At 67.0% G+C, this 21,035-nt stretch carries 15 protein-coding genes; all 15 read right to left on the reverse strand.

Going from position 1 to position 21,035, the window contains the following annotated elements:
• Positions 1–266: 266 nt before the first annotated feature.
• Positions 267–1,124, reverse strand: coding sequence for a helix-turn-helix domain-containing protein (locus tag ACGLHR_RS19500; protein ID WP_400095929.1), 858 nt, complete (start codon positions 1,122–1,124; stop codon positions 267–269).
• 182 nt (positions 1,125–1,306) lie between these two features.
• Positions 1,307–2,917, reverse strand: a complete 1,611-nt coding sequence (locus tag ACGLHR_RS19505; protein ID WP_400095930.1) for a class I adenylate-forming enzyme family protein — start codon at positions 2,915–2,917, stop codon at positions 1,307–1,309.
• A 46-nt stretch (positions 2,918–2,963) separates the two neighbouring features.
• Positions 2,964–4,136 carry an ABC transporter substrate-binding protein gene (locus tag ACGLHR_RS19510; RefSeq protein WP_400095931.1) on the reverse strand — a complete coding sequence of 391 codons (1,173 nt, stop codon included), beginning with the start codon at positions 4,134–4,136 and terminating at the stop codon, positions 2,964–2,966.
• 61 nt (positions 4,137–4,197) lie between these two features.
• On the reverse strand, positions 4,198–6,456 hold the full coding sequence (locus ACGLHR_RS19515; RefSeq protein ID WP_400095932.1) for a 3-hydroxyacyl-CoA dehydrogenase NAD-binding domain-containing protein: 2,259 nt from the start codon (positions 6,454–6,456) through the stop codon (positions 4,198–4,200).
• A 71-nt stretch (positions 6,457–6,527) separates the two neighbouring features.
• Complete coding sequence (locus ACGLHR_RS19520; RefSeq protein WP_400095933.1) at positions 6,528–8,357, reverse strand: AMP-dependent synthetase/ligase; 1,830 nt, start codon at positions 8,355–8,357, stop codon at positions 6,528–6,530.
• A gap of 81 nt (positions 8,358–8,438) precedes the next feature.
• Entirely contained in the window at positions 8,439–9,251 is an 813-nt protein-coding gene (locus ACGLHR_RS19525) for an ABC transporter ATP-binding protein (protein WP_400095934.1), read from the reverse strand.
• Positions 9,248–10,045, reverse strand: a complete 798-nt coding sequence (locus ACGLHR_RS19530; protein WP_318233471.1) for an ABC transporter ATP-binding protein — start codon at positions 10,043–10,045, stop codon at positions 9,248–9,250. Before ACGLHR_RS19530 ends, ACGLHR_RS19525 begins: the two co-directional genes overlap by 4 nt.
• An 11-nt stretch (positions 10,046–10,056) precedes the next feature.
• The gene (locus ACGLHR_RS19535) at positions 10,057–11,133 is read right to left on the reverse strand and encodes a branched-chain amino acid ABC transporter permease (protein ID WP_400095935.1); all 1,077 of its coding nucleotides are present in this window, start codon (positions 11,131–11,133) and stop codon (positions 10,057–10,059) included.
• 7 nt (positions 11,134–11,140) lie between these two features.
• Positions 11,141–12,013, reverse strand: a complete 873-nt coding sequence (locus ACGLHR_RS19540) for a branched-chain amino acid ABC transporter permease (RefSeq protein WP_400095936.1) — start codon at positions 12,011–12,013, stop codon at positions 11,141–11,143.
• 274 nt (positions 12,014–12,287) lie between these two features.
• Positions 12,288–12,899, reverse strand: coding sequence for a methyltransferase domain-containing protein (locus ACGLHR_RS19545; RefSeq protein ID WP_400095937.1), 612 nt, complete (start codon positions 12,897–12,899; stop codon positions 12,288–12,290).
• A gap of 751 nt (positions 12,900–13,650) precedes the next feature.
• Entirely contained in the window at positions 13,651–15,234 is a 1,584-nt protein-coding gene (locus ACGLHR_RS19550; protein ID WP_400095938.1) for a long-chain fatty acid--CoA ligase, read from the reverse strand.
• A gap of 57 nt (positions 15,235–15,291) precedes the next feature.
• Positions 15,292–16,077 (reverse strand): enoyl-CoA hydratase/isomerase family protein, encoded by a 786-nt coding sequence (locus tag ACGLHR_RS19555; RefSeq protein WP_400095939.1) that lies wholly within the window; start codon positions 16,075–16,077, stop codon positions 15,292–15,294.
• A gap of 50 nt (positions 16,078–16,127) precedes the next feature.
• On the reverse strand, positions 16,128–18,128 hold the full coding sequence (locus ACGLHR_RS19560) for an acetyl-CoA carboxylase biotin carboxylase subunit (RefSeq protein ID WP_400095940.1): 2,001 nt from the start codon (positions 18,126–18,128) through the stop codon (positions 16,128–16,130).
• Positions 18,129–18,172: 44 nt separating this feature from the next.
• A complete protein-coding gene (locus tag ACGLHR_RS19565) occupies positions 18,173–19,327 on the reverse strand; it encodes an acyl-CoA dehydrogenase family protein (protein WP_400095941.1) in 1,155 nt (384 codons plus the stop codon).
• Positions 19,328–19,392: 65 nt separating this feature from the next.
• Entirely contained in the window at positions 19,393–21,015 is a 1,623-nt protein-coding gene (locus ACGLHR_RS19570; RefSeq protein WP_400095942.1) for an acyl-CoA carboxylase subunit beta, read from the reverse strand.
• Between the last annotated feature and the right edge of the window lie 20 nt (positions 21,016–21,035).

The raw sequence follows: 21,035 nt of genomic DNA on the forward strand, positions 1-21,035 counted from the left end.
CTCCACGCTGTGTCGCAGTAGCGCTTTGGAGACGCCGAATTCATATAAGTTCCATCAAGAACAGAACACTACACTAGAAGCGCTAAAACACCGCCCACTCACGCTATTCAGCATCAGCAGCTAGAAGCATGAAAACCCCGCCCAGCAAGCGCCAAAACCCGCGTCAGCGGGCTACAAGCCATACACATCGCACACTTCCCCCAACCTACAATTCCTCCTCCAATCTCAACAGACTTTGCGAACGAATCAGCGGAACGGGACACTGTCTAGCCAGGCGTGCCGCTGCCCACCTCCGCACGCTCGCCAATCAGCGCGAGCTTGCGTGAGCCGGCAAAGATGTCGCTGGGTTTGAGCCCGAATACCTGCCGGATGGAATGGCTGAAGTGGGTGGAGTCGGGGTAGCCGGTATCCAGCGCCACATGGGCCAGGTTGGAGTCCTGGGTGACGTAGTGCAGCAGGCTGCGGGCACGCTTCCAGGTACGAAAGCTGCGAAACGGCGTGCCGACGTCTTCCTTGAACAGGTGCAGGAAGCGCGAGAAGGACAGATGGGCCGACGCGGCGCATGACTCGGCTGTGGCCGTGGCCGACGGCGCGTTGCGGATGCGCTGCACCACGGCCTCGATGCGCGGATCCAGCCGGCGCGGCGCCAGTCTCTCGCCAAAGAAGATCTGGTCGAAGCTGTCCGCCTGCAGTTCCAGCTCGCGCCCACGCTCGCTCAGGTAGGCATGCGCCTGGCGCACGTGGCGCACAAAGGCCGGATCGTCCACCGGCCCTGCCCGCTCGCGTATCACCGCTGGCAGGCGCGCAAGGTCGATGCTCTCCGCCTCCAGGGCCAGGTCGCAGATCATGCGGTCGTCGCAAGCCACCGAGTGCGGCGTGTACGCCGGCACCACCGCCAGTTCCGTGGATTCCCAGGGCCCGTCGTCAAATCGGATGCGAATGGGTGCACGCAAAGACACATAGATCAACAGCCCGCCCATGGTGCGGACCGAAGGGGCGCCAAGCAGGCCGGCGTAGAACAGCCGGTCAGGCGTGAGCCACATCACCCGGCCGGCTCCGTCCCGGGCGCAAGGCGCCACGGTCGTCGCTGGCGGGCACGCAATGCCTTGTGCTTGCATCTGCATGTCCTTGTCTCCTGCTGGCGCAGTCTGCGCACCGGTGGGTGCGTCGCCAGGCCTGCTAGTTATGTGGTCTCGGTGCGCCAGCCATGATGCGATGCAAAAAAACGACGCAAAAAACAGCATAGCCGGAGCTACCGGCTACGTCTTGCGTCAGGTGGCTATGCCGGCCACGGGTGGTCCGGTGCTCAGCCCTCGCCGTGGTGCTCGCCGTAGTGCTCGCGATAGCGCTGGCGCAACGCGAACTTCTGGATCTTCCCGGTGGAGGTGGCCGGCAATGCCGCCAGCACCACCACCGCCTTAGGCACCTCGAAGCCGCCCGGGTGGGCCTTGCAGTGCGCGCCCAGTTCATCCTCCTCCACCCGTGTGCCGGGCTTCAGGGTCACGAAGGCCGTGACCGCCTCGCCCCAGCGCGCATGCGGCAGCCCGACCACCGCCGCATTGGCCACGGCGGCGTGGCGCAGCAGCACCTCCTCGACCTTGATCGAGGGCACGTTTTCGCCTCCGCTCTTGATCATGTCCTTGATGCGGTCAAGGAACAGCAGCTGGCCATCCTCGTCCAGCACGCCGAGATCGCCGGAGTGATGCCAGCCAAAGCGCTGCACGCGGGCGGTAGCCTCGGGATCCTTGTAATAGCCCAGCATCACGTTAGGTCCGCGAAACACGATCTCGCCGGGCTCGCCCGGGCCGAGCAGCCGGCCGTCGTCGCCCATCACCGCCACCTCGTTGACCACCGTGCCCACGCCCCAGTAGGCGCCAAAGCGCTTGCGCTGCTCCTCGGCCTCGAAGATGGTGGCCGCCGGGTACATCTCGGTCTGGCCGGAGCACAGGATGAAGTTGGGGCAGAACGCGTCGAGCAGGCGCAGCAGCAGGTTCTTGGGCAACGGCGCCATGCCGTAGATGCACAGCCGCACGCTGGAGAGGTCGGTCGCGGCGAACTGCGGGTGCTCCAGCATGGCCCGGTACATCATCGGCAGCGCCACCACCACGGTGACGCGGTGCCGCGCCAGGTCCGCCAGCACCCGGGCCGGATCGAAGCCGCGCCCCACCACCACGGAGTGTCCGCCCAGCAGCGCGCTCATGGTATTGCCGTGCTGCGCGCAGTGGAACATCGGCAGCAGGCAGGTAAAGACTTCCCGCGCCATCCCGCAGCCGGTATCGACGAGGTTGGCCGACAGCACCGAGTGCACCGAGGCGTGCGAGTGCATCACGCCCTTTTGCGGGCCGGTGGTGCCGCTGGTGTACATGATCTGCGCCAGCTGGCCGCTGGCGATGTCCACATCCGGCAGCGTGGCCGGCTGGCCGGCCAGCGCGTTGGCATACCTGGTCACGGCCAGCCCGGCCGTCTCACCCGCTACCTCGCCCGCCGGCTCCAGCAGCACGACGGGAATGCGCGACGCTGCGACCAGTTCGCCAATGCCCGGCCGCGCCAGCACGGATGCGTCCGCCACCAGGCGCGTCACCTCCGCGTGTTCCAGGATGTACCGGATCGCGTCCGGCGCCAGCGCCGTATTGATCGGCACCCACACCATGCCGGCCTTCTGGATGCCCAGCACTGCCACGATCATGTCGATCGAGTTGTTGCACAGCATGCCGACGCGCTCGGCGCTGCGCATGCCTTGGGTCAGCAGGTAGTGGGCAAACTGGTTGGTGGCGGCGTCCAGCGCCGCATAGGTCAGGCTGTGCTCGCCCTCGATCAAGGCCGTGCGGGCGCCGAAGCGCCGGGCCGAGCGGTGGATCACGTCGCCAAGGGCGATGCGCCCGATGCGCTCGCGCGCCTGTTCCGTTGCTGTGCTCATCTGTGTCTCCAAAGTGTCTCCGAATGTGGATTGCCGTTGCTCCCGCTCAGTTCATCTTGGGCGGCGGCAGCAGCTCGCTGGCCGGAATCCACTTGTCGCCCGCTACCTTCATGATGCGGATGCGGTCGTTGCTCAGGCGGTTGCTGGCGGAGACATTGAAGCCCGGGTTGCCCAGCTCGTCGGGCGGCAGCTTGGTCGATTCCATGGCGGCGTTGAACGTCTCGGCGGTCAGGTTGCGTCCGGCCTTGTCGGCAAGAGCCGCGAAGGTGACATAGGCGTAGTAGCTGAACATCGAATACACGCCCGGGTCTTCATTGAAGCGCTTCTTGTACGCGGCGCTCCACTGCCGCACAGCCGGGTTTGGATCATCGGCATAGGGCAGCATGGTGAAGGCCGCGGCGTGGACACCGTCCAGCGCCTTGCCGCCGAGCAGCGGCACCTGGTGCGCGTAGTTGGCCGAGGTCCCCGCGAAGACCGGGTTGAAGCCGATCTTGCGCGCTTCCTGCACCGACGCGATGTACTCGCGCATGGTGGAAGCATTGAACACCAGGTCACAGTTGGCCGCCTTGAGTCGCGCCATCTGCGAGGAGAAATCGGTGGCCCCGCGCTTGTACGAGACCTTTTCCACCAGGGTCATGTTCCTGGTCTTGAGATAGGCCTGAGCGCCTTCCAGCGACTCCCGCCCGTAGTCGTCGTCCTGGTACAGCATGCCAACCCGCTGGTAGGGCTTCTGCTTGAGGAAGTAGTCCATGATGGTGGTGGACATCAGGAAGTTGGACGGCCCCAGCGCGATCTTGTACGGGCTGGCCGGCTCGTACATATCGCGCGCCGCGCTTTGCGGCATGAAATTGAACACCTTGCTCTGCAGCAGGAACGGCAGCGTGGCCATATTGGGCGCGGTGCCCAGGTGGCCGATGATGGCGAACACGCCATCCTGCGTGACCAGCTTCTGCGCGGCCAGCACGGCCCGCTTGGGCTCGTAGCCGTTGTCTTCCACCACCACCCGCAGCTTGCGGCCCTGCACGCCGCCGCGGGCGTTGATTTCTTCCACGGCCATGGTCATGCCATTGCGCGACTCCTTGCCATAGTTGACGATCGGCCCGGACATATCGGTGATCAGGCCGAGCACGATTTCCTTGTCGGTGACGCCGCGCGCCTGCGCGATCGCGCCGGCGCTGAGCGCGAGCGCAATGGCGGCGATGGTGGTCTTCAAGATCATGGTTGTCTCCTTGTCTTATCGGTTTGTTGCTTTATTGCTCTATTGGTGGATTGCCTTGGCTTCAATGCACGCTCTGTGGCGGCTTGGGTCCCGACTGGATCCTGCTTGGCACGGACCGCGGGTCCGGCGGTAATGAGATGGGCGCATTGCTCTGTGCCTGGCCGCCCAGGCCCACGGCATCGGCCACGGGTGTCGGTGCCGACCAGTCGGACAAGCGCTGCCCGCCCCGCGCCAGCGCCGCCAGCAAGGAGGAGATGTCCCAGTAGTCGTAAGCATTGCCGCGCAGGCGGCCGTAGCGCTCCAGCCCGGCTTTGATGCGAGGCAGGCCAATGCTGTCCGCCTGCCACACCGGGCCACCGAGATAATCGGGAAAGCCATAGCCGGCGGTCCACACCATGTCGATGTCGCCGGGCCGGCAGGCCACGCCCTCCTCCAGCAGCTTGGCGGCCTCGTTGATCAGCGGAAACATCAGGCGCTCGACAATCTCGGCGTCGGCAATGTCCGTGCGGCGGACGATGCCGTGCGCACGGCCCAGCGCGGCGCAGATGCGCTCGGCCTCCGGGTCCGCCACCGGCTCGCCGTCCGGGTAGCGGTAGTAGCCAGCGCCGCTCTTGCAGCCGAGCCGCCCGAGCATGAACAAGGTGCGCACCACCGCGCGATAAGCAGGGTCAGGCGGCAGGCCGCCGGCCTTGCCATACTCCAGCACGATCTTGGCACCCGTGTCGATCCCGGCCAGGTCCAGCATGCGGCACGGGCCCATCGCCATGCCGTAAGCCTGCATCACCGCATCCAGCCGCGCCGGGCTCACGCCTTCCATCAACAGGAACTCGCTCTCGCGCAGGTAGGCTTCGGCCATGCGATTGCCGATAAAGCCGAAGCACACGCCCGTCACCACCGCCACTTTGCCGAGCCGCCGGGCCAGGTGCATGGCTGTCACCAGCACATCCGGCGCGGTGGCGCTGCCGCGCACCACCTCGATCAGCCGCCCGCCATTGGCCGGATTACGGAAATGCAGGCCGGCGAAATCGTCCGGCCGGCCGCTGGCCTCGGCCAATACCTCCACGTCCAGCGTGGAGGTATTGGTGGCAATGATCGCGCCGGGCTTGCAGATGTGGCCGAGGCGGGCGCACACCTGCTGCTTGAGCGCCATGTCCTCCACCACCGCCTCGATCACCAGCTCGCAGCCAGCCAGCGCGCCATAGTCCAGCGTGCCGGCAATCAGGCCCATGCGCCTGGCCACCTGATCGGGCCGCAGCCGCCCGGCCGCGGCGCTGGCCTCGTACTGGGCGCGCACGGACGCCAGGCCCTTGGCCAGCGCGGCGTCGCTGGCTTCAACCAGCGTCACCGGCAAGCCGGCGTCCGCCAGGCTCATGGCGATGCGCCTGCCCATGGTGCCGGCGCCCACCACGCCGGCGGTATGCAGCGCACGCGGCGCGATTCCCGAAGGCACGCCGGGCACGCGGGCCGCCTGCCGTTCGGCAAAGAACAGGTGGCGCAGCGCTCGCGATTCCGGTGACGCCACGCAGGCGGCAAGCAAGCCGGCCTCCACCGCCTCGCCCTCGGCGAACGGCAAGGTTGCCGCCGCCTGCACCGCTTGCACGATGGCCGCTGCGGCCGGATAGCGCGCGCGCTCCTGCGTGGCGTGCCGCAGGGCCTGCGCGAAAAAGTCCGCCGGGAGGCCGGCAACCGGCACGGACAGCGCGGACAGCCGGCGCGGCGGCGCCGGCCTTTCCAGCAGGTCTTCCAGGAAATTAAGGCCCACGGCCAGCGGCTCGCCCGGTGTCAGCGCATCGACGATGCCGGCGGCCAGCGCCGCCTCGGCGTCAAGCATGCGACCGCTCAGCATCAGGTCCAGCGCCAGGGCCGCCCCGCAGGCGCGCGGCAGCCGCTGGGAGCCCAGCGAGCCGGGCAGCAGCCCCAGCTTGATCTCGGGCAGCCCGACCCGCGTGCCAGGCAGGGCCACCCGGTAATGGCACGCCAGCGCCAGTTCCAGCCCGCCGCCGAGCGCGGTGCCGTGCAGCACGGCCACCACCAGCCGCTCGCTGGCTTCGATCCGGGCCAGGATGCGGTTGTAAGGCGCGGCCGTGAAATCCGGCGCGCCGAACTGGGCGATGTCGCCGCCCGCCACAAAGGTCCGGCCCGCGCACCAGATCAGCAAGCCATCGAGCGAGGGATCGGCCTCGAAGGCGGCCAACTGCGCATCCAGGCCCGCCACCGTGGCCACCGACAGCGCGTTCACCGGCGGATGATCGATGCACAGCAGGCCGATCCGGCCATGCCGGACCAGGCTGACGGTGGCGGTGTTTCCTGCGTGGCTCATGGCGCCTCCTGTTTCGGGGCCGCTTATGGATTATGGATTACGGATTACGGATTGCGGATCGCGGATCGCGCTCAGGCCACCTTGGCCAGGTACATCGACTCGATCAGCGCGCTGTACTTGTCGTTGACCAGCTTGCGCTTGAGCTTCATGGTCGGCGTCAGCTCCTCGTCCTCGGCGCCAAGGCGGGTCTCGATCAGCCGGAATGCCTTGATCTGCTCGACCCGCGCGAACTGCTTGTTGACCTTGTCGATCTCCTGCCCCACCAGCGCGATCACCTCCTTGCTGCGGCACAACGACCCGTAGTCGGAAAAATGCACGTCGTGCTCCTGCGCCCACTGCTCCACGTTGTCCTGGTCGATCATCACCAGGCAGCTCAGGTAGGGACGGCGGTCGCCGATCACCACGGCGTCTGTCACATAGGGGCTGAACTTGAGCTGGTTCTCCCACTCGGACGGCGTGACGTTCTTGCCACCGGCGGTGATGATCAGGTCCTTCATGCGGTCGGTGATATAGAAGTAGCCCTGCTCGTCCACCCGGCCCACGTCGCCGGTGCGAAGCCAGCCGTCGGCCATGGTCTCGGCGGTCTTGGCCGGCAGGTTCAGGTAGCCCATGAAGACCTGCGGGCCCCGCACCAGCAGCTCGCCTTCATGCGAGACCCTCACCTCGGTATGCGGCAAGGCAATGCCGATGCTGCCCGGGCGCATCCGGCCCGGCGGGTTGCAGGTGGCCGCGCCGGTGATCTCGGTCATGCCCCATAGCTCGTGCAGCACGATGCCCAGCGCCATATACCAGCGGATCAGGTCGGGCGAGATCGGCGCCGCGCCGGTCACCGCCAGCTGCACGCGGTTCAGGCCCATCATGCGGCGTACGTTGCCCAGCACCAGCGTATCGGCCAGCCAGAGCTTCAGGCGGGCGCCCAGCGGCAGCGCCCTCGCCTGCCCGTCCTCGTGCACGCGGTCCCGACCGGCGGCCAGCGCCCAGTCATAGGCCCAGCGCTGCAGGCGGGTGGCTTCCCGGACCGCGATGGTCACGCTGGAATAGAGCTTCTCCCAGACGCGCGGGACCGCCAGGAAGGCATCGGGCTGGATCTCGCGGATGTTGTCGAAGATGGTGTCGGGGTTCTCGACGAAGTTGACGACGGCGCCGGACAGGATCGAGTAATACTCGCCAAAGATCCGCTCCGAGACGTGGCATAGCGGCAGGAAGGCCATGCGCTCGCCGATGGTAGTGGCGGGCAGGAACTCGCGCAGCGTCAGGCAGCTGCGCAACACATTGCGGTGCGACAGCATTGCGCCCTTGGGCCGTCCCGTGGTGCCGGACGTATAAACCAGCACGGCCAGCGCATCGGCGCTGCCGGCGGCCAACCTCGCCTGCACCAGTCCCGGCTGCCGCGCCCGCGTTTGCCTGCCGAGCGCCAGCAGCGCGTCGAAGCTGAGCACGTCTGGGTCATCGAAGCCCGCCAGCCCTTCCATGTCGTATACGACCACCTTGCGCAGCCGGGGCAGGCGCTCGTGCACCTCCAGGTACTTGTCGAGTTGCTCCTCGTTCTCGACGAAGAGCATGACGCTGCCCGAGTCGTGGCACAGGTACTCCACCTGCGAGGGCGAATCGGTGGGATAGATACCGCTGACCACGGCGCCGGCCGTTAGCGCGCCGAGGTCGCTCCACACCCATTCCCGGTTGGTATTGGACAGCACCGATACCACCTCGCCCGCCTGCAGGCCCAGTTCGGCAAGGCCGGCGGCGACGTCTGCCACGATCTCGCCCACTTCGCGCCAGCGGTAGCTGCGCCAGACCCCGAGCTCCTTTTGCCGCATCATCACGGCGTCGCCGCGCTGGGTCACGGCGTGCCAGAACATTTGCGGCAAGGTCTCGAATGCCGCATCGGAAAGGGGCTGCATGGTGTGTGCTGTCGCCATTGCCATGGATTGCTCTCAATCTGGTGATCGTTTGGGGACCCGATGCCCCGATGCGCTGATGCCTTAGCGCCAGGTCTTGCGCTTTTTCCAGCGGCGCTCGCCGCGTACGCCGCTGTCCTTCATGCCGAGATAGAATTCCTTGATATCGTCCTTCTCGCGCAGCACGGCGCAGGTGTCCTCGGCCACGATGCGGCCGTTCTCCAGCACGTAGCCGTAGTCCGCCGCGTTGAGCGCCATGTTGGCGTTCTGCTCCACCAGCAGGATGGTGGTGCCGCGCTCGCGGTTGATGCGCACCACGATCTCGAAGATGTCCTTGGTGAGCTTGGGCGACAGGCCCAGGCTGGGCTCGTCGAGCAGGATCAGCTCGGGTGCCGCCATCAGCGCGCGCGAGATCGCCAGCATCTGCTGCTGGCCGCCCGAGAGCAGTCCTGCGTCCTGCGCGGCGCGCTCGCGCAGCACCGGGAAGTAGCCGTAGACCATCTCCATGTCGCGCGCCACGCCGTCGCGGTCCCGCCGCGTATAGGCCCCCATCAGCAGGTTGTCGCGCACCGATAGCAGCGGAAATACCTCCCGCCCCTCGGGCACATGGCTCAGGCCCCGCCGCACGATCTGCGCCGGGTCCATCGCGGCGATGCTCTCGCCCTTGAACGCGATGCTGCCGCGGGTCGGGTCGAGCACGCCGGAAATGGTCTTGAGGATGGTGGTCTTGCCGGCGCCGTTGGCCCCCAGCACGGTGGCGATGCTGCCGCGCTGCACGGCAAGGCTCACGCCCCGGATCGCCTTGACGGGGCCGTAAGCGCTTTCCACGTTGGCCAGCGCCAGCACGGGCGTGTCCTGGATTTCGCGCATCTTGTCAGCGCCTTCCATCAGGTTCATGCCGCCCTCCGCAATGAGGCCACATCGTCCACCGTGCCCAGATAGGCTTCGATCACGCCGGGATGCGCCTGCACCTCCGCCGGCGTGCCCTGCGCCAGCACCTGGCCCTGGTTCATCGCCAGTACCCGGTCCGACACGCGCGACACCAGGCTCATGTCGTGCTCCACCATCAACACGGTGATGCCCAGCTCGCTCTGGATATCGCGGATCCACCAGGCCATGTCCTCGGTCTCTTCCACGTTCAGCCCGGAGGATGGTTCATCCAGCAGCAGCAAGCGCGGGCTGCTGCACAAGGCCCGCGCCAGCTCCACCACCTTGCGCACGCCGTAGGGCAGGCCCGCCACCAGCGCATCGCGGTGCGCCTGCAGGTCCAGCAGTTCGATCATTTCCTCGGCCTTGTGGCGCGCCGCCAGTTCCGAGCGGCGCGCGGCGGGCGAAAACAGCAGGTCGGCCCAGAAGCCCGCGGCCCGATGCGTGTGGTGGCCGATCAGCAGGTTCTGCAGCACCGTGGCGTGCTCGAACAGCTCGATATTCTGGAAGGTGCGCGCGATGCCCTGCGCGGCGATCGCGTGCGGCGGCAACTGCGTCAGCACGTTGCCCTGCCACAGGATTTCCCCACTGGTAGGCGGATAGATGCGGCTGATCAGGTTGAACACCGTGGTCTTGCCGGCCCCGTTGGGCCCGATCAGCGTAAAGACCTCGCCGCGCCGCACATCGAAGCTCACGCCGCCCAGTGCCAGCACGCCGCCAAAGCGGACCGACAGGTCGCGCACGCTGAGTAGAGTATCTGTCATGGTGGCGGTCCTTATTTCAGGCGCTCGGAGCGCTGGAAAGCCTTCTGGCGGCGGAACATGCCCTGCCGGTAGAAGGGGAACAGATCCAGGTACGTGCGGATCTTGCACCAGCGCCCATACAGCCCCATCGGCTCGAACAGCACAAACGCCATCAGCACCAGCCCGTACACCAGCGCCTGCAGGCCGCTCGCCTGCGCAATGGCCGGCGGCAGGAAATCCTTGGCCAGCACGATCATCTGCGGCATGACGATCAGGAAGATCGCGCCAAGAAAGGCGCCATGCACCGAACCCAGCCCGCCCACCACCACCAGCAGCAACAAATCGATCGACTGGGCGATGCCGAACTGCTCGGGCGAGAGATAGCGCAGCTTGTGGGCATACAGCGCGCCCGCGATGCCAACCAGCGCGGCGGACAGCGCAAACGACAAGGTCTTGTAGCGCGCCAGGTGGATCCCCATGCTCTGCGCCGAGATCTCCGAGTCCCGGATGGCGATGAAGGCCCGCCCCGTGGCGCTGCGCAGCAGGTTGAGCACGGCCAGCGTGGCCAGCAGGCAAACCGCGAGCGACAGGTAGTAGAACGCCACCGGCCCGTCCAGGACATAGCCCCACAGTTGCGGCGCGGCCACCGGCAGGCCGGCGTTGCCGCCGGTCACGCTCTCCCAGCGCGCCAGCACTTCCTCGACGATCAGGCCAAAGGCCAGCGTGGCAATGGCCAGGTAGATACCCTTGACGCGCAGCGCCGGCAGTCCCACCACCACGCCCGCCAGCGCCGACAGCGCTGCCGCGGCCAGCAAGGCCGGCACAAAGGGCACGCCGTGGCCGGTCAGCCACGCCTGCGTATACGCGCCCACGCCTAGGAAGGCCGCGTGGCCGATCGACAGCAGCCCTGTGTAGCCGGACAGCACCATCAGGCCCAGGCCCGCAATGGCATAGATCAGCACAAAGCCAAGCTGCGCGATCCAGTAGCTGCTGGCCCAGCCCGGCGCGATCAGCAGGCAAACCAGCAGCAAGCCGTACCAGAACACATGGCCGGGGTGCCTGGCCAGGCGCAGATCCTGGCGATAGTCGGTCTTGAAGAGGAATCGCATCGCGTCTCTACACCTTTTTACGCAGGTTCTCGCCGAACAGGCCGTTCGGCTTGACCACCAGCATGATCAGCACCACGACATAGGCCGCGACGTCCTTGAAGCCCTCCGGCAGGTAGAAGCCCGCCAGCGACTCCACCACCCCGATCACCAGCCCGCCCACGATCGCGCCCGGCAGGCTGCCGAAGCCGCCCACCACCGCTGCGGGGAAGGCCTTGAGGCCGAGCATGCCCATGCTGGCATGGACAAACGTGATGGGCGCCAGCAACAGGCCCGCTATCGCGGCCACCGACGCCGACAGGCCCCAAACCAGCCCGTTCAGCCGCCGCACCGGAATGCCCATGTAATAGGCAGCAAGCTGGTTCTGCGAGCTGGCCTGCATCGCCACGCCGATGCGGCTGTAGCGGAACACCAGGTAAAGCACCACGCAAAGCGCGGCGGTGACGCCGATCACCGCCACCTGCTCCACGCTCAGCACCAGCCCGCCGGTGCGCCACACCATGCCCTGGTAAGGCACCGGCAAGGTATGCGTGCCGGCGCCGATGCCCGGCACCATGGTGATGAGGCCGCGCATCACGTAGCCCATGCCGATGGTCAGCATCACCACGGTGAACTGCGGCTGGCCCAGGATAGGACGAATCGCCAGGCGCTCGACCAGCATGCCGAAGCCGGCCATGCCCGCCACCGTCAACGGCACGGCAAGGACCAGCGGCAACCCAAGCATGGTCATCACCACGCCGGCGAAGGCGCCCAGCATCATGAACTCGCCCTGGGCAAAGTTCACCGTCTCGGTGGCCTTGTAGATTAGGACGAAGCCCAGGGCAATCAGCGCGTAGATGCAGCCCAGCGCGATCCCCGAGATCGTCAATTGCAGGATCTCCAATCTTGTCTCCTGTGCCGCCCGTCCCCTTGCCGCGCACGGCGTGCGGGCGGCCGGGGTCGATCTCGGTATTGGGTGGGTCAAGCGCGCACGATGGCAGCGGTTGCAGCTGGTGCCGTCGTGCGCTTCGCCGTGTTGGCATTGGTGCCGCTGTTGCCTCTGGTGCCACTGGTGCCACCGTAACAAAACTACCGGGGTGGCTCTTGTGTGGACTGGCTGTATATGGACTGGGGATTACCCATGGTTGGCGTGGCTGGCGCCGTTCGCCGCCAGGGGATCAGCGGCGCGCCAGCACCACCGCAAGCTCGAATGCGCCACTGGGATGCGCCACAGCGCTGAACGGCGGCTTGGGCCAATCCCACAACCGGGCGGGGAACAGCGCACGCATGGCATTGATGTCGCAGTGATACGGCGGCCCTTCCACCATGCCCTGGCCAGCGCTGTCGCGGCGCATCTGCATGAACAAGGCGAACAGGCGCCCGCCGGGACGCAGCCAGGCATGCAGCTGGGCGGCATAACGGGTCCAGAGGTCGGGATGCAGCGCGCACAGGCAGGTCTGCTCATAGACGGCGTCCACTGGCGTGCCCGGCTGCCAATGCAACACGTCCGCCTCTTCCAGGTCCGCCTGCTGTCCGCTCAGCTCCAGCCGGGCAAGCGTGCGGGCCAGCGCCCCGGGCGCGTAGTCGATGCCGCTGACCCGCGCGCCATGCGCGGCCAGCGCGGCGACTTCCCAGCCACCGCCACAGCCGGGCACGACCACGCGCTCCCCGGTCTGGATGGCGCCTTGCGCCAGCCAGGCTTGGAGTTGCGGGCTGGCGGCTTCGCGTTCCCACGGCGTTTGCCCGGATTCGAAGCGAGACTGCCAGAAGTCAATTGTCGGTCCTGCCATTGGGTGCTCCTCTGCGTTTTTATGAAATTTCCCGGGCGAGTTCAGAAGTTTCCGGTTCGGCGTGGCAACTGACTCTTGTGCTTTGCTGGGTTGCTCGCTGTTTCTTTGATCGGCGATGGCTCTTGCACCCAACAGCCGTACGACATCCCCCTGCGGGGGACGCCGGTCACTCTTCTTTGCGTCGGCAAAGAAGACTAACGAGAAGAAAGCCGACCCTGCCGGGGGCAGAGCCATCGCGGGGGCTAGGGACGCTGGTTTCGTCGTACGGCCGGCGGTTCTGCTGGCATCTGCCGGTATCGGCTTGACCGGCCACGAATCTGCTGGTTTCCGAGATGCGTGGTGGGGCCCCCGGTAGCGGAATCCTTGCCCATTCGCCCATCTGCCGTTACCGGCGCGAGGCACCACGACACATCGCCCGTCAATGGTTTCGTGGTGGGGCGGGCGCGGTGGCCATGGTCTCGGGCTTATCAACCCGGTGCCACCGCGCCCACGACGGAACCGGTGCGCCTGCAACTTCGTGGCCAGCCACTCCGCGAGCGACAGACGGCTTGAAGCAAGCGACGTCCGCTACCGGGGGCCCCACCACGAATCCCGGAGGCTGGCAGGTTCGTGGCCGGTCAATCAAGAGCCATCGCCGATCAAAGAAACAGCGACCAACCCAGCAGGGGGATGTCGCACGGCTGTCGGGTCCAAACGCCAAAACCGTTCAAGAAACCACCACGCCCCCCCAGCCATGGATCACACGACCCCCTTACTCCAATTCCATCTCCCTCAACCGCACCTTCAACACCTTCCCCGTCGGATTGCGCGGCAATGCCTTCACTACCCGCAACGCACGCGGCAGCTTGTAGCGCGCCAGCCTTGGCTCCGCAAAGGCCTGCAATTCCTCCAGCGTCAGGCCCGAGCCCGGCTTGAGCGCCACCACGGCTATCACGTGCTCGCCCCAGCGTTCGTCGGGCGCGCCGATCACGGCGACTTCGGCGATGGCCGGGTGTTCGTACAGCACGCTTTCGACTTCGGCCGGGTAGACGTTCTCGCCACCGGTGATGACCATGTCCTTGAGGCGGTCGCAGACGTAGTAGAAGCCTTCCTCGTCGGCATAGCCAACGTCGCCGGTGCGGAACCAGCCGCCTTCGTAGAAGGCGCCGGCCGTGGCGTCCGGCCGGTTCCAGTAGCCTTTCATGATGTTGCCGCCGCGCGCACAGATCTCGCCGCGCGCCTGGGGCTCGGTCAGTGGCTTGCCGTCGAAATCGCGGATGCAGACCTCGGTCATCATGGCCGGCGTGCCGCAGGAGCCGAGCTTGTCCTGCGCGCGTTCCGGGGCGAGGAAGGTGGTCGCGGCGGCGGTCTCGGTCAGGCCGTAGCCCTGGTTGACCGGGATGCCGCGCCCGGCGAACAGGCGCAGCAGCGGCTCGGGCATGGGTGCCCCGCCGACCGAAATGGTTCGCAGGCTGGACAGGTCCGCCCGCGTGAAATCCGGGTGCTGGCTGACAAACAGCAGCATGGCGGGCACCGCGAAGCTGACCGTCACGCGGTGCTCGGCCACCGCCTGCATCACCCTGGCCGCATCGAAGCTGCGTTGCAGCACGAGATGGCCGCCTGCCATCAGGATGGGCAGGGAAACGCAGCACATGCCGCCGACGTGGAACAGGGGCGCGAAGTTGAGCGCGACATCGGTGCTGGCGAGGTCGCTCAGCATCATCACGTTCAGGTTGTTGGCCCAGAAGTTACCGTGCGTGAGCATGGCGCCCTTGGGGTGGCCGGTGGTGCCCGAGGTGTACATCACCGCGGCCACTTCATCCGGATGGGTGGGCACGGCCGGCGGCGCGGCGCCGGCTTGCGCCATCAGGGGCAGCAGGCCCTCCCAGCCCGGCGCGTCGGCGCGGCGCAGGTAGCGCTGGCATTCCAGCGTAGGGCGGACCTCATCGATCAACGCGGCATAGTCCTCGTCGGCGAACAGCGTATGCACGCCGGCATCGTTGAGGATAAAGGCCAGTTCCGGCCCGGTGAGCCGGAAATTGAGCGGCACGAAGATGGCGCCCAGCCAGCCGCAGGCAAACTGCGTCACCAGGAACAGCGGATCGTTCAGGCCAAGGTAGCCCACGCGCTGGCCGCGTCCGACGCCGCCTGCGGCCAGCACTGCGGCCATCTTTTCGGCGTCCGCCACCAGTTCGGCATAGGTCCACGTCTGCCCCGCGCAGGTCAGCGCGGGGCGTTGGGGGCTGCGCGCGGCGCGGCGGCACAGCCATTGCGCCATGCCTAGCGCGAGGAAGGCCGCATTGTCGCCGGCGCCGGCCGGCTGGGTGGACGATGTTGCCGACGATGCTTTGTTCATAGGCCGATCCCTTATTCAGTCGTTGCAGACTCTGCCAGCGCGCGCCGCGCTGGTTGTTTACTTGCCAGTCCAGACCGGCTTGCGCTTCTCGTTGAAGGCGGCCAGGCCTTCGCGCGCGTCTTCGGTCATCGCCAGCAGCGCGATCTGGCTTTCGGTATAAGCGATCCCTTCCGTAAAGCTCATCGCCGCCATGGCCTGCATGGCGTACTTGCCGCGCCGGATTGCCGTGGGCGACTTGTCGGCCACACGGGCGACCAGCCATTCGGTGCGTGCGTCCAGCTCGCCCGTTGCGGCCAGGTGGTTGACCAGGCCGGCGGCCTTGGCCTCGGCGGCGGAAAACGGCTCGCCGCTGATGCACCATTCGCGTACCAGCCGGGGCGGCGCCAGCGTCTGCAGCAGGCTCAGCACCTGCATCGGGAATACGCCCACCTTGACTTCCGGCATGCCGAACAAGGCACTGTCGGCGGCCACGGCCATGTCGGTCATGCACAGCAGGCCCATGCCGCCGGCCATGCAGGTGCCGTTGATGCGCGCAATGCTGGGCAGCGTGGCTTGCTGGGATTCACGCAGCATGTCGGCATAGTCCACATTAGGCTGCGAGAGGTCGAAGGCAAAACCCTTGCCCGGCTGCAGGTCGCCACCGGCGCAGAATGCCTTGTCGCCGGCGCCGGTCAGCACGATGGCGCGGATGGCGGGGTCGGCGTGCGCCGCGCGGTAGCCCGCACGGATGCCGGCCACGACTTCCTTGTTGATGGCGTTGCGCTTGTCCGGCCGGTTGATGGTGATCCAGAACGCGGCGCCGCGTTTTTCATGGAGGACGGCTGGGGTTTCCGATTCGCTCATGGTGCTCCGCCGGATAGGCTTTGTCTGTGTTGGGAAAAGGCTCAATGGGCTCAGGCGGCGGCCTTTACCGGTTCCGCCGGCGGCGCCTCGAACTCAATCTCCACGATCACGCGCATGGCGGCGGCCTGGTCGCCGACCTGCACGTGCACGGCGCCAACCCGGCCGGCGGCCGGGGCCACGTGGATGTGCTCCATCTTCATGGCTTCCAGCGTCACCATGGGCTGGCCCGCCTCGACCTGGTCGCCGGTGGCCACCATCACGTTGACCACCCGGCCATTCATCGAGGCGCGCAGCTTGCCGTCGCCGGCTGCCTCGCCAGCCCTGGCGGCTGCGGCCCGCGTGTGGTCCTCGATGCGCAACGGCGTGCCTTGGTAGTGCAGCAGCAGCGTGCTGGCGTCGCGGTGGAAGGTGGCGCTCTCGACCAGGCCATCGCAGTTGAAACGTACCGAATGCTCGGTTAGCGCGATGGTCTCGAAGGTGAAGCGCGACTCACCCATGGCGACTTCGAAGCGATTGCCTCCGCCAAATGCCAGGCTGGCCTGATGCTCCGCGCCGTTGACGCGGTAGCGCAGCCCAATTGGCAGCGTGGGTGCCAGGCTCGCGGCTGGCGCGCCCGGCTGGCGCTCCGGCGAGGTTTCATACAGCAACAGCGCCGCCAGTGCCGCGGCGCGCTGGCGCAGCGCCGCATCGGGGCGCAATAACGCGTCCTGGTGCTGGCCGATAAAGGCAGTGGTGGCTTCTCCCGCGGCAAAGGCCGGATGGGCGAGGCAGCGGCCCAGGAACCCCTGGTTGGTGGTCACGCCGAGCGCCACCAGGTCTTCCAGGCCTCGCGACAGCTTGCGCCGCGCTTCGTCGCGGGTCCCGCCGTAGCTGATGAGCTTGGCGATCATCGAGTCGTAGTACGGTGGGATCGCGGCGCCGCTGGCCAGCGCATGCTCCACGCGCAAGGCGGACGGGGCCTGCCACAGCGCGATCTCGCCGCTTTGCGGCATAAAGCCTTGATCGGCGTCTTCGGCGCACAGCCGCACTTCGATGGCGTGGCCGGAAAAGCGTATGTCTTCCTGCGCAAGAGGCAGCGGCTCGCCTGCGGCGATCCGCAGTTGCAGCGCCACCAGGTCCAGGCCGGTGATGGCCTCGGTCACGGGGTGCTCCACCTGCAGCCGCGTGTTCATCTCCATGAAGTAGTAGTTGCCGTCGCGGTCGAGCAGGAATTCCAGCGTGCCGGCGCCTTCGTAGCCGATGGCCTTGACGGCCGCCACGGCGGTGGCGCCCATGCGGGCCCGCAGCTCGGGGCTGACCGCGGGGGACGGTGCCTCCTCGATCAGCTTCTGGTGGCGACGCTGCACCGAACAGTCGCGCTCGCCCAGATGGATGGCGTTGCCATACCGGTCCGCCAGGATCTGGATCTCGATATGGCGCGGTTCCACCACGGCCCGCTCCAGGATCACCTCCGGATCGCCGAAGGCGCCTTGCGCCTCCGAGCGCGCGCTGCGCAGCAGCTCGGCAAAGGCCCGCGCGTGCGGCACCAGCCGCATGCCCCGCCCGCCCCCGCCTGCCGTGGCCTTGATCATGACCGGAAAGCCGATGCGCGCAGCCTCGGCGCACAGGCGCGTTTCTTCCTGGTCATCGCCCTGGTAGCCCGGGATGCACGGCACGTCCGCATCCATCATCAAGCGCTTGGCGCCGGCCTTGTTGCCCATGGCCAGGATGGACTCGGCCGACGGGCCGATAAATACCAGCCCCGCCTCGCGGCAGGCGCGGGCAAAGGCGGCATTCTCCGCCAGGAAGCCGTAGCCGGGATGTACCGCATCGGCGCCGCAACGCCGGGCCGCCGCGATGATGGCGTCGATGCGCAGATAGGACTCCGCCGGCTGTGCCTCGCCGATATAGACCGCCTGGTCGGCCTCCCGGACATGGCGCGCGCCGGCGTCGGCGCTGGAATATACCGCCACGGTGCGGTAGCCCAGCGCGGTGGCGCTGCGCATGACGCGCAAGGCGATTTCGCCCCGGTTGGCGATCAGGATCTTGTGGAATGGCGTGGGCTGCTTCATGGTGGCCTGGTCTGGTCTTTAATCTGCCGTAGCGCTTTGAACGCTTACTTCGCCTGGGGGAAGGTCCCCATGAACTTGCACAGGATCTGCATCATGACCTCGTCGGCGCCGCCGCCGATGGAGGTGAGCCGCCCGTCCCGGAAAATGCGCGAGATCGGGCTCTCCAGCACGTAACCCATGCCGCCCCAGAACTGCAGGCAGCGGTCAGCCACCTCGCGCGACAGCCGGCCGGCCTTGAGCTTGGCCATGGTGGCCAGGCGGGTGGCATCCTCGCCGCGCACCATCATCTCCACGGCGCGCCAGCACAGCGCGTGCAGGGCTTCCACTTCGGTCTGCAACTCGGCCAGCGTGTAGTGCACCCACTGGTTGTCCAGGATGGAGCGGCCAAACGCCTTGCGCTCGCGGGTGTATTCGATGGTGAGGTCGATCGCCTTGGCGCAGCGGCTGGCGGAGCTGAGCGCGCCCCACAGGCGCTCAACCTGGAATTGCTCCATCTGGTAGGTAAAGCCCATGCCCTCCTCGCCAATGCGATAGCGCTGCGGCACGCGCACGTCATCGAAGTACAGCTGCGCGGTGTCGGACGAGTCCATGCCGATCTTGCGGATCTTCTTGGCCACCGAGACGCCGCGCGTTTTCATCGGCACCACGATCAGCGTCTTGTTGCGGTGCGGGGCGCCATCCGAGGTGTTGGCCAGCACGCAGCAGAAGTCCGCCTGGGTGCCGTTGGTGGTCCACATCTTGCCGCCGTTGATGATGTAGTCGTCGCCGTCGCGCCGTGCGGTGGTCTTGACCGAGGCCACATCGGAGCCGCTGCCTACTTCCGAGACGCCCAGGCAGGCCACGTACTCGCCGCGGATCGCGGGCGCCAGGAATTCGCGGCGCAGCTCCGCGCTGCCATGGTGGGCCAGGGCCGGCGTGGCCATGTCGGTCTGCACGCCGATGGCCATCGGCACGCCGCCGCAGTTGATGTCGGACAGCGTTTCCGCCAGCACCGCGCTGTAGGAATAATCGAGGCCCATGCCGCCATCCTCTTCCGGCTTGGACAGGCCCAGCAGGCCCAGCTCGCCCATCTTGCGGAAGACTTCATGCGCCGGGAAGATCTCGGCCTCTTCCCAGGCGTCCACATGCGGGTTGATCTGCTCGGCGATAAAGCGCTTGATGGTGGCGCGCAGCGCCTCGTGTTCGGGTGTCAGTAGCATGTCGCTGGTCTCCGTTCGTTCTTTTGCACTCTTTTGCACTTCTGTTCTGGTTGAGTCCGTGGCCGTCAGGGCCGCGCTACGCCAAATTGCATGGCCTGCGGCGTCCTGGCATCGCCCTCGCGGCAGACCGCCAGCACATTGGCCAGCACCGCGCGCGTATTGCGCGGGTCGATCACGCCGTCGTCCAGCACGTGGGCGCTGGTGACAAACACGCTCATCTGGCGGTCGAAGCGCTCGACGATGCCTTTTTGCAGTGCTTCCAACTGGTCGGTATCGGCCTCCCCACCTTTGCGCTTCATGGCGGCCTCCGTCACGATGGCCATGGTGCGCGCCGCCTGCTCGCCGCCCATCACCGCGGTCTTGGCATTGGGCCAGGAGAAGCAGAAGCGCGGATGGAAGCCGCGCCCGCACATGCCATAGTTGCCCGCGCCGAACGACGCGCCGCAATAGATCGTGATCTGCGGCACGGTGGCGTTGCTCACCGCCTGGATCATCTTGGAGCCGTGCTTGATGATGCCGGCCTCCTCATGGCTGCGGCCCACCATGAAGCCGGTGGTGTTGTTCAGGTAGAGGATGGGCGTGCGCGACTGGCAGCAGGCCTGGATGAAGTGGGTGGCCTTGGTGGCGCCGGCAGGGTCGATCGGGCCGTTGTTGGTGATGATGCCCAGCGGCCAGCCTTCGATCTTGATATGGCCGCACACGGTGGCGCCGCCGTAGTTCTCGCCGAACTCCAGGAAGTCCGAGTCGTCGGCAATGCGCGCGATCACTTCCTTCATGTCGACCGGCCGCTTATGGTCCATCGGCATCACGCCGAGCAGTTCCTCGGCATCAAAGCGCGGCGGCTTGAAGCTGCGCGGCGCGGCGGCGGGCTGGTCGCGGTGCCAGTCGATCTTGCCCAGGATCTCGCGGGCGATGCGCAGCGCGTCGCGATCGTCCTCGGCCAGGTAGTCGCCCAGGCCGGAGACCGAGGTATGCATCACCGCCCCGCCCAGTTCCTCCTCGGTGGCCACTTCGCCGGTGGCCGCCATCAACAGCGGCGGGCCGGCCAGGAAGGCGCGCGAGCGGCCGCGCACCATGATGATGTAGTCCGACAAGCCGGTCTGGTAAGCCCCGCCGGCGGTGGACGAGCCATGCGTCACCGTCACCACCGGCAGCCCGGCGGCCGACAGGCGCGCGAGGTTGCGGAACAGGTTGCCGCCCCGCACGAAATCCTCGACCTTGTAGGTCATCAGGTTGGCGCCAGCGCTCTCCACCAGTTGCACATAGGGCAGCTTGTTCTCGAGCGCGATTTCCTGCACCCGCAGTTGCTTGTCCAGCCCCTTGGGCTGCAAGGCGCCAGCGTTGATGCCCGAGTCCGAGGCGCTGATCATGCAGCGCAGGCCAGACACAAAGCCGATGCCCGCGATCAGGCCGCCGCCGGGCACGCTTTTGTCCAGGTCGGGGTTGTCCAGTCCCAGCCCCGCCAGCGACGAGAGTTCGATAAAGGGCGCGCCCGGATCCAGCAGCAGAGCCAGCCGGTCGCGCGGCAGCAACTGCCCGCGCTTCTCGAAGCGCTCGCGCGAGGCGGCGGACGTACTGGCGGCGCGCTGCTCGAAGGCGCGGATGCGCTCCAGCAGGGCCAGCATGCCGGCGCGGTTGGCCTGGAATGCTTCACTGCCGGCGGAGAGTCTGGATTCGATATTTGCCATGGGGGTTCACTGTTCGAAGG

The organism is Cupriavidus sp. CuC1 (genome assembly GCF_044627735.1).
Classification (GTDB): Bacteria; Pseudomonadota; Gammaproteobacteria; order Burkholderiales; family Burkholderiaceae; genus Cupriavidus; species Cupriavidus ulmosensis.

Bases quoted from the DNA above. Each gene is read 5' to 3' on its own strand.
- ACGLHR_RS19500 (WP_400095929.1), bottom strand. From the start codon at position 1,124: ATGCAGATGCAAGCACAAGGCATTGCGTGCCCGCCAGCGACGACCGTG.
- ACGLHR_RS19505 (WP_400095930.1), bottom strand. From the start codon at position 2,917: ATGAGCACAGCAACGGAACAGGCGCGCGAGCGCATCGGGCGCATCGCC.
- ACGLHR_RS19510 (WP_400095931.1), bottom strand. From the start codon at position 4,136: ATGATCTTGAAGACCACCATCGCCGCCATTGCGCTCGCGCTCAGCGCC.
- ACGLHR_RS19515 (WP_400095932.1), bottom strand. From the start codon at position 6,456: ATGAGCCACGCAGGAAACACCGCCACCGTCAGCCTGGTCCGGCATGGC.
- ACGLHR_RS19520 (WP_400095933.1), bottom strand. From the start codon at position 8,357: ATGCAGCCCCTTTCCGATGCGGCATTCGAGACCTTGCCGCAAATGTTC.
- ACGLHR_RS19525 (WP_400095934.1), bottom strand. From the start codon at position 9,251: ATGAACCTGATGGAAGGCGCTGACAAGATGCGCGAAATCCAGGACACG.
- ACGLHR_RS19530 (WP_318233471.1), bottom strand. From the start codon at position 10,045: ATGACAGATACTCTACTCAGCGTGCGCGACCTGTCGGTCCGCTTTGGC.
- ACGLHR_RS19535 (WP_400095935.1), bottom strand. From the start codon at position 11,133: ATGCGATTCCTCTTCAAGACCGACTATCGCCAGGATCTGCGCCTGGCC.
- ACGLHR_RS19545 (WP_400095937.1), bottom strand. From the start codon at position 12,899: ATGGCAGGACCGACAATTGACTTCTGGCAGTCTCGCTTCGAATCCGGG.
- ACGLHR_RS19550 (WP_400095938.1), bottom strand. From the start codon at position 15,234: ATGAACAAAGCATCGTCGGCAACATCGTCCACCCAGCCGGCCGGCGCC.
- ACGLHR_RS19555 (WP_400095939.1), bottom strand. From the start codon at position 16,077: ATGAGCGAATCGGAAACCCCAGCCGTCCTCCATGAAAAACGCGGCGCC.
- ACGLHR_RS19560 (WP_400095940.1), bottom strand. From the start codon at position 18,128: ATGAAGCAGCCCACGCCATTCCACAAGATCCTGATCGCCAACCGGGGC.
- ACGLHR_RS19565 (WP_400095941.1), bottom strand. From the start codon at position 19,327: ATGCTACTGACACCCGAACACGAGGCGCTGCGCGCCACCATCAAGCGC.
- ACGLHR_RS19570 (WP_400095942.1), bottom strand. From the start codon at position 21,015: ATGGCAAATATCGAATCCAGACTCTCCGCCGGCAGTGAAGCATTCCAG.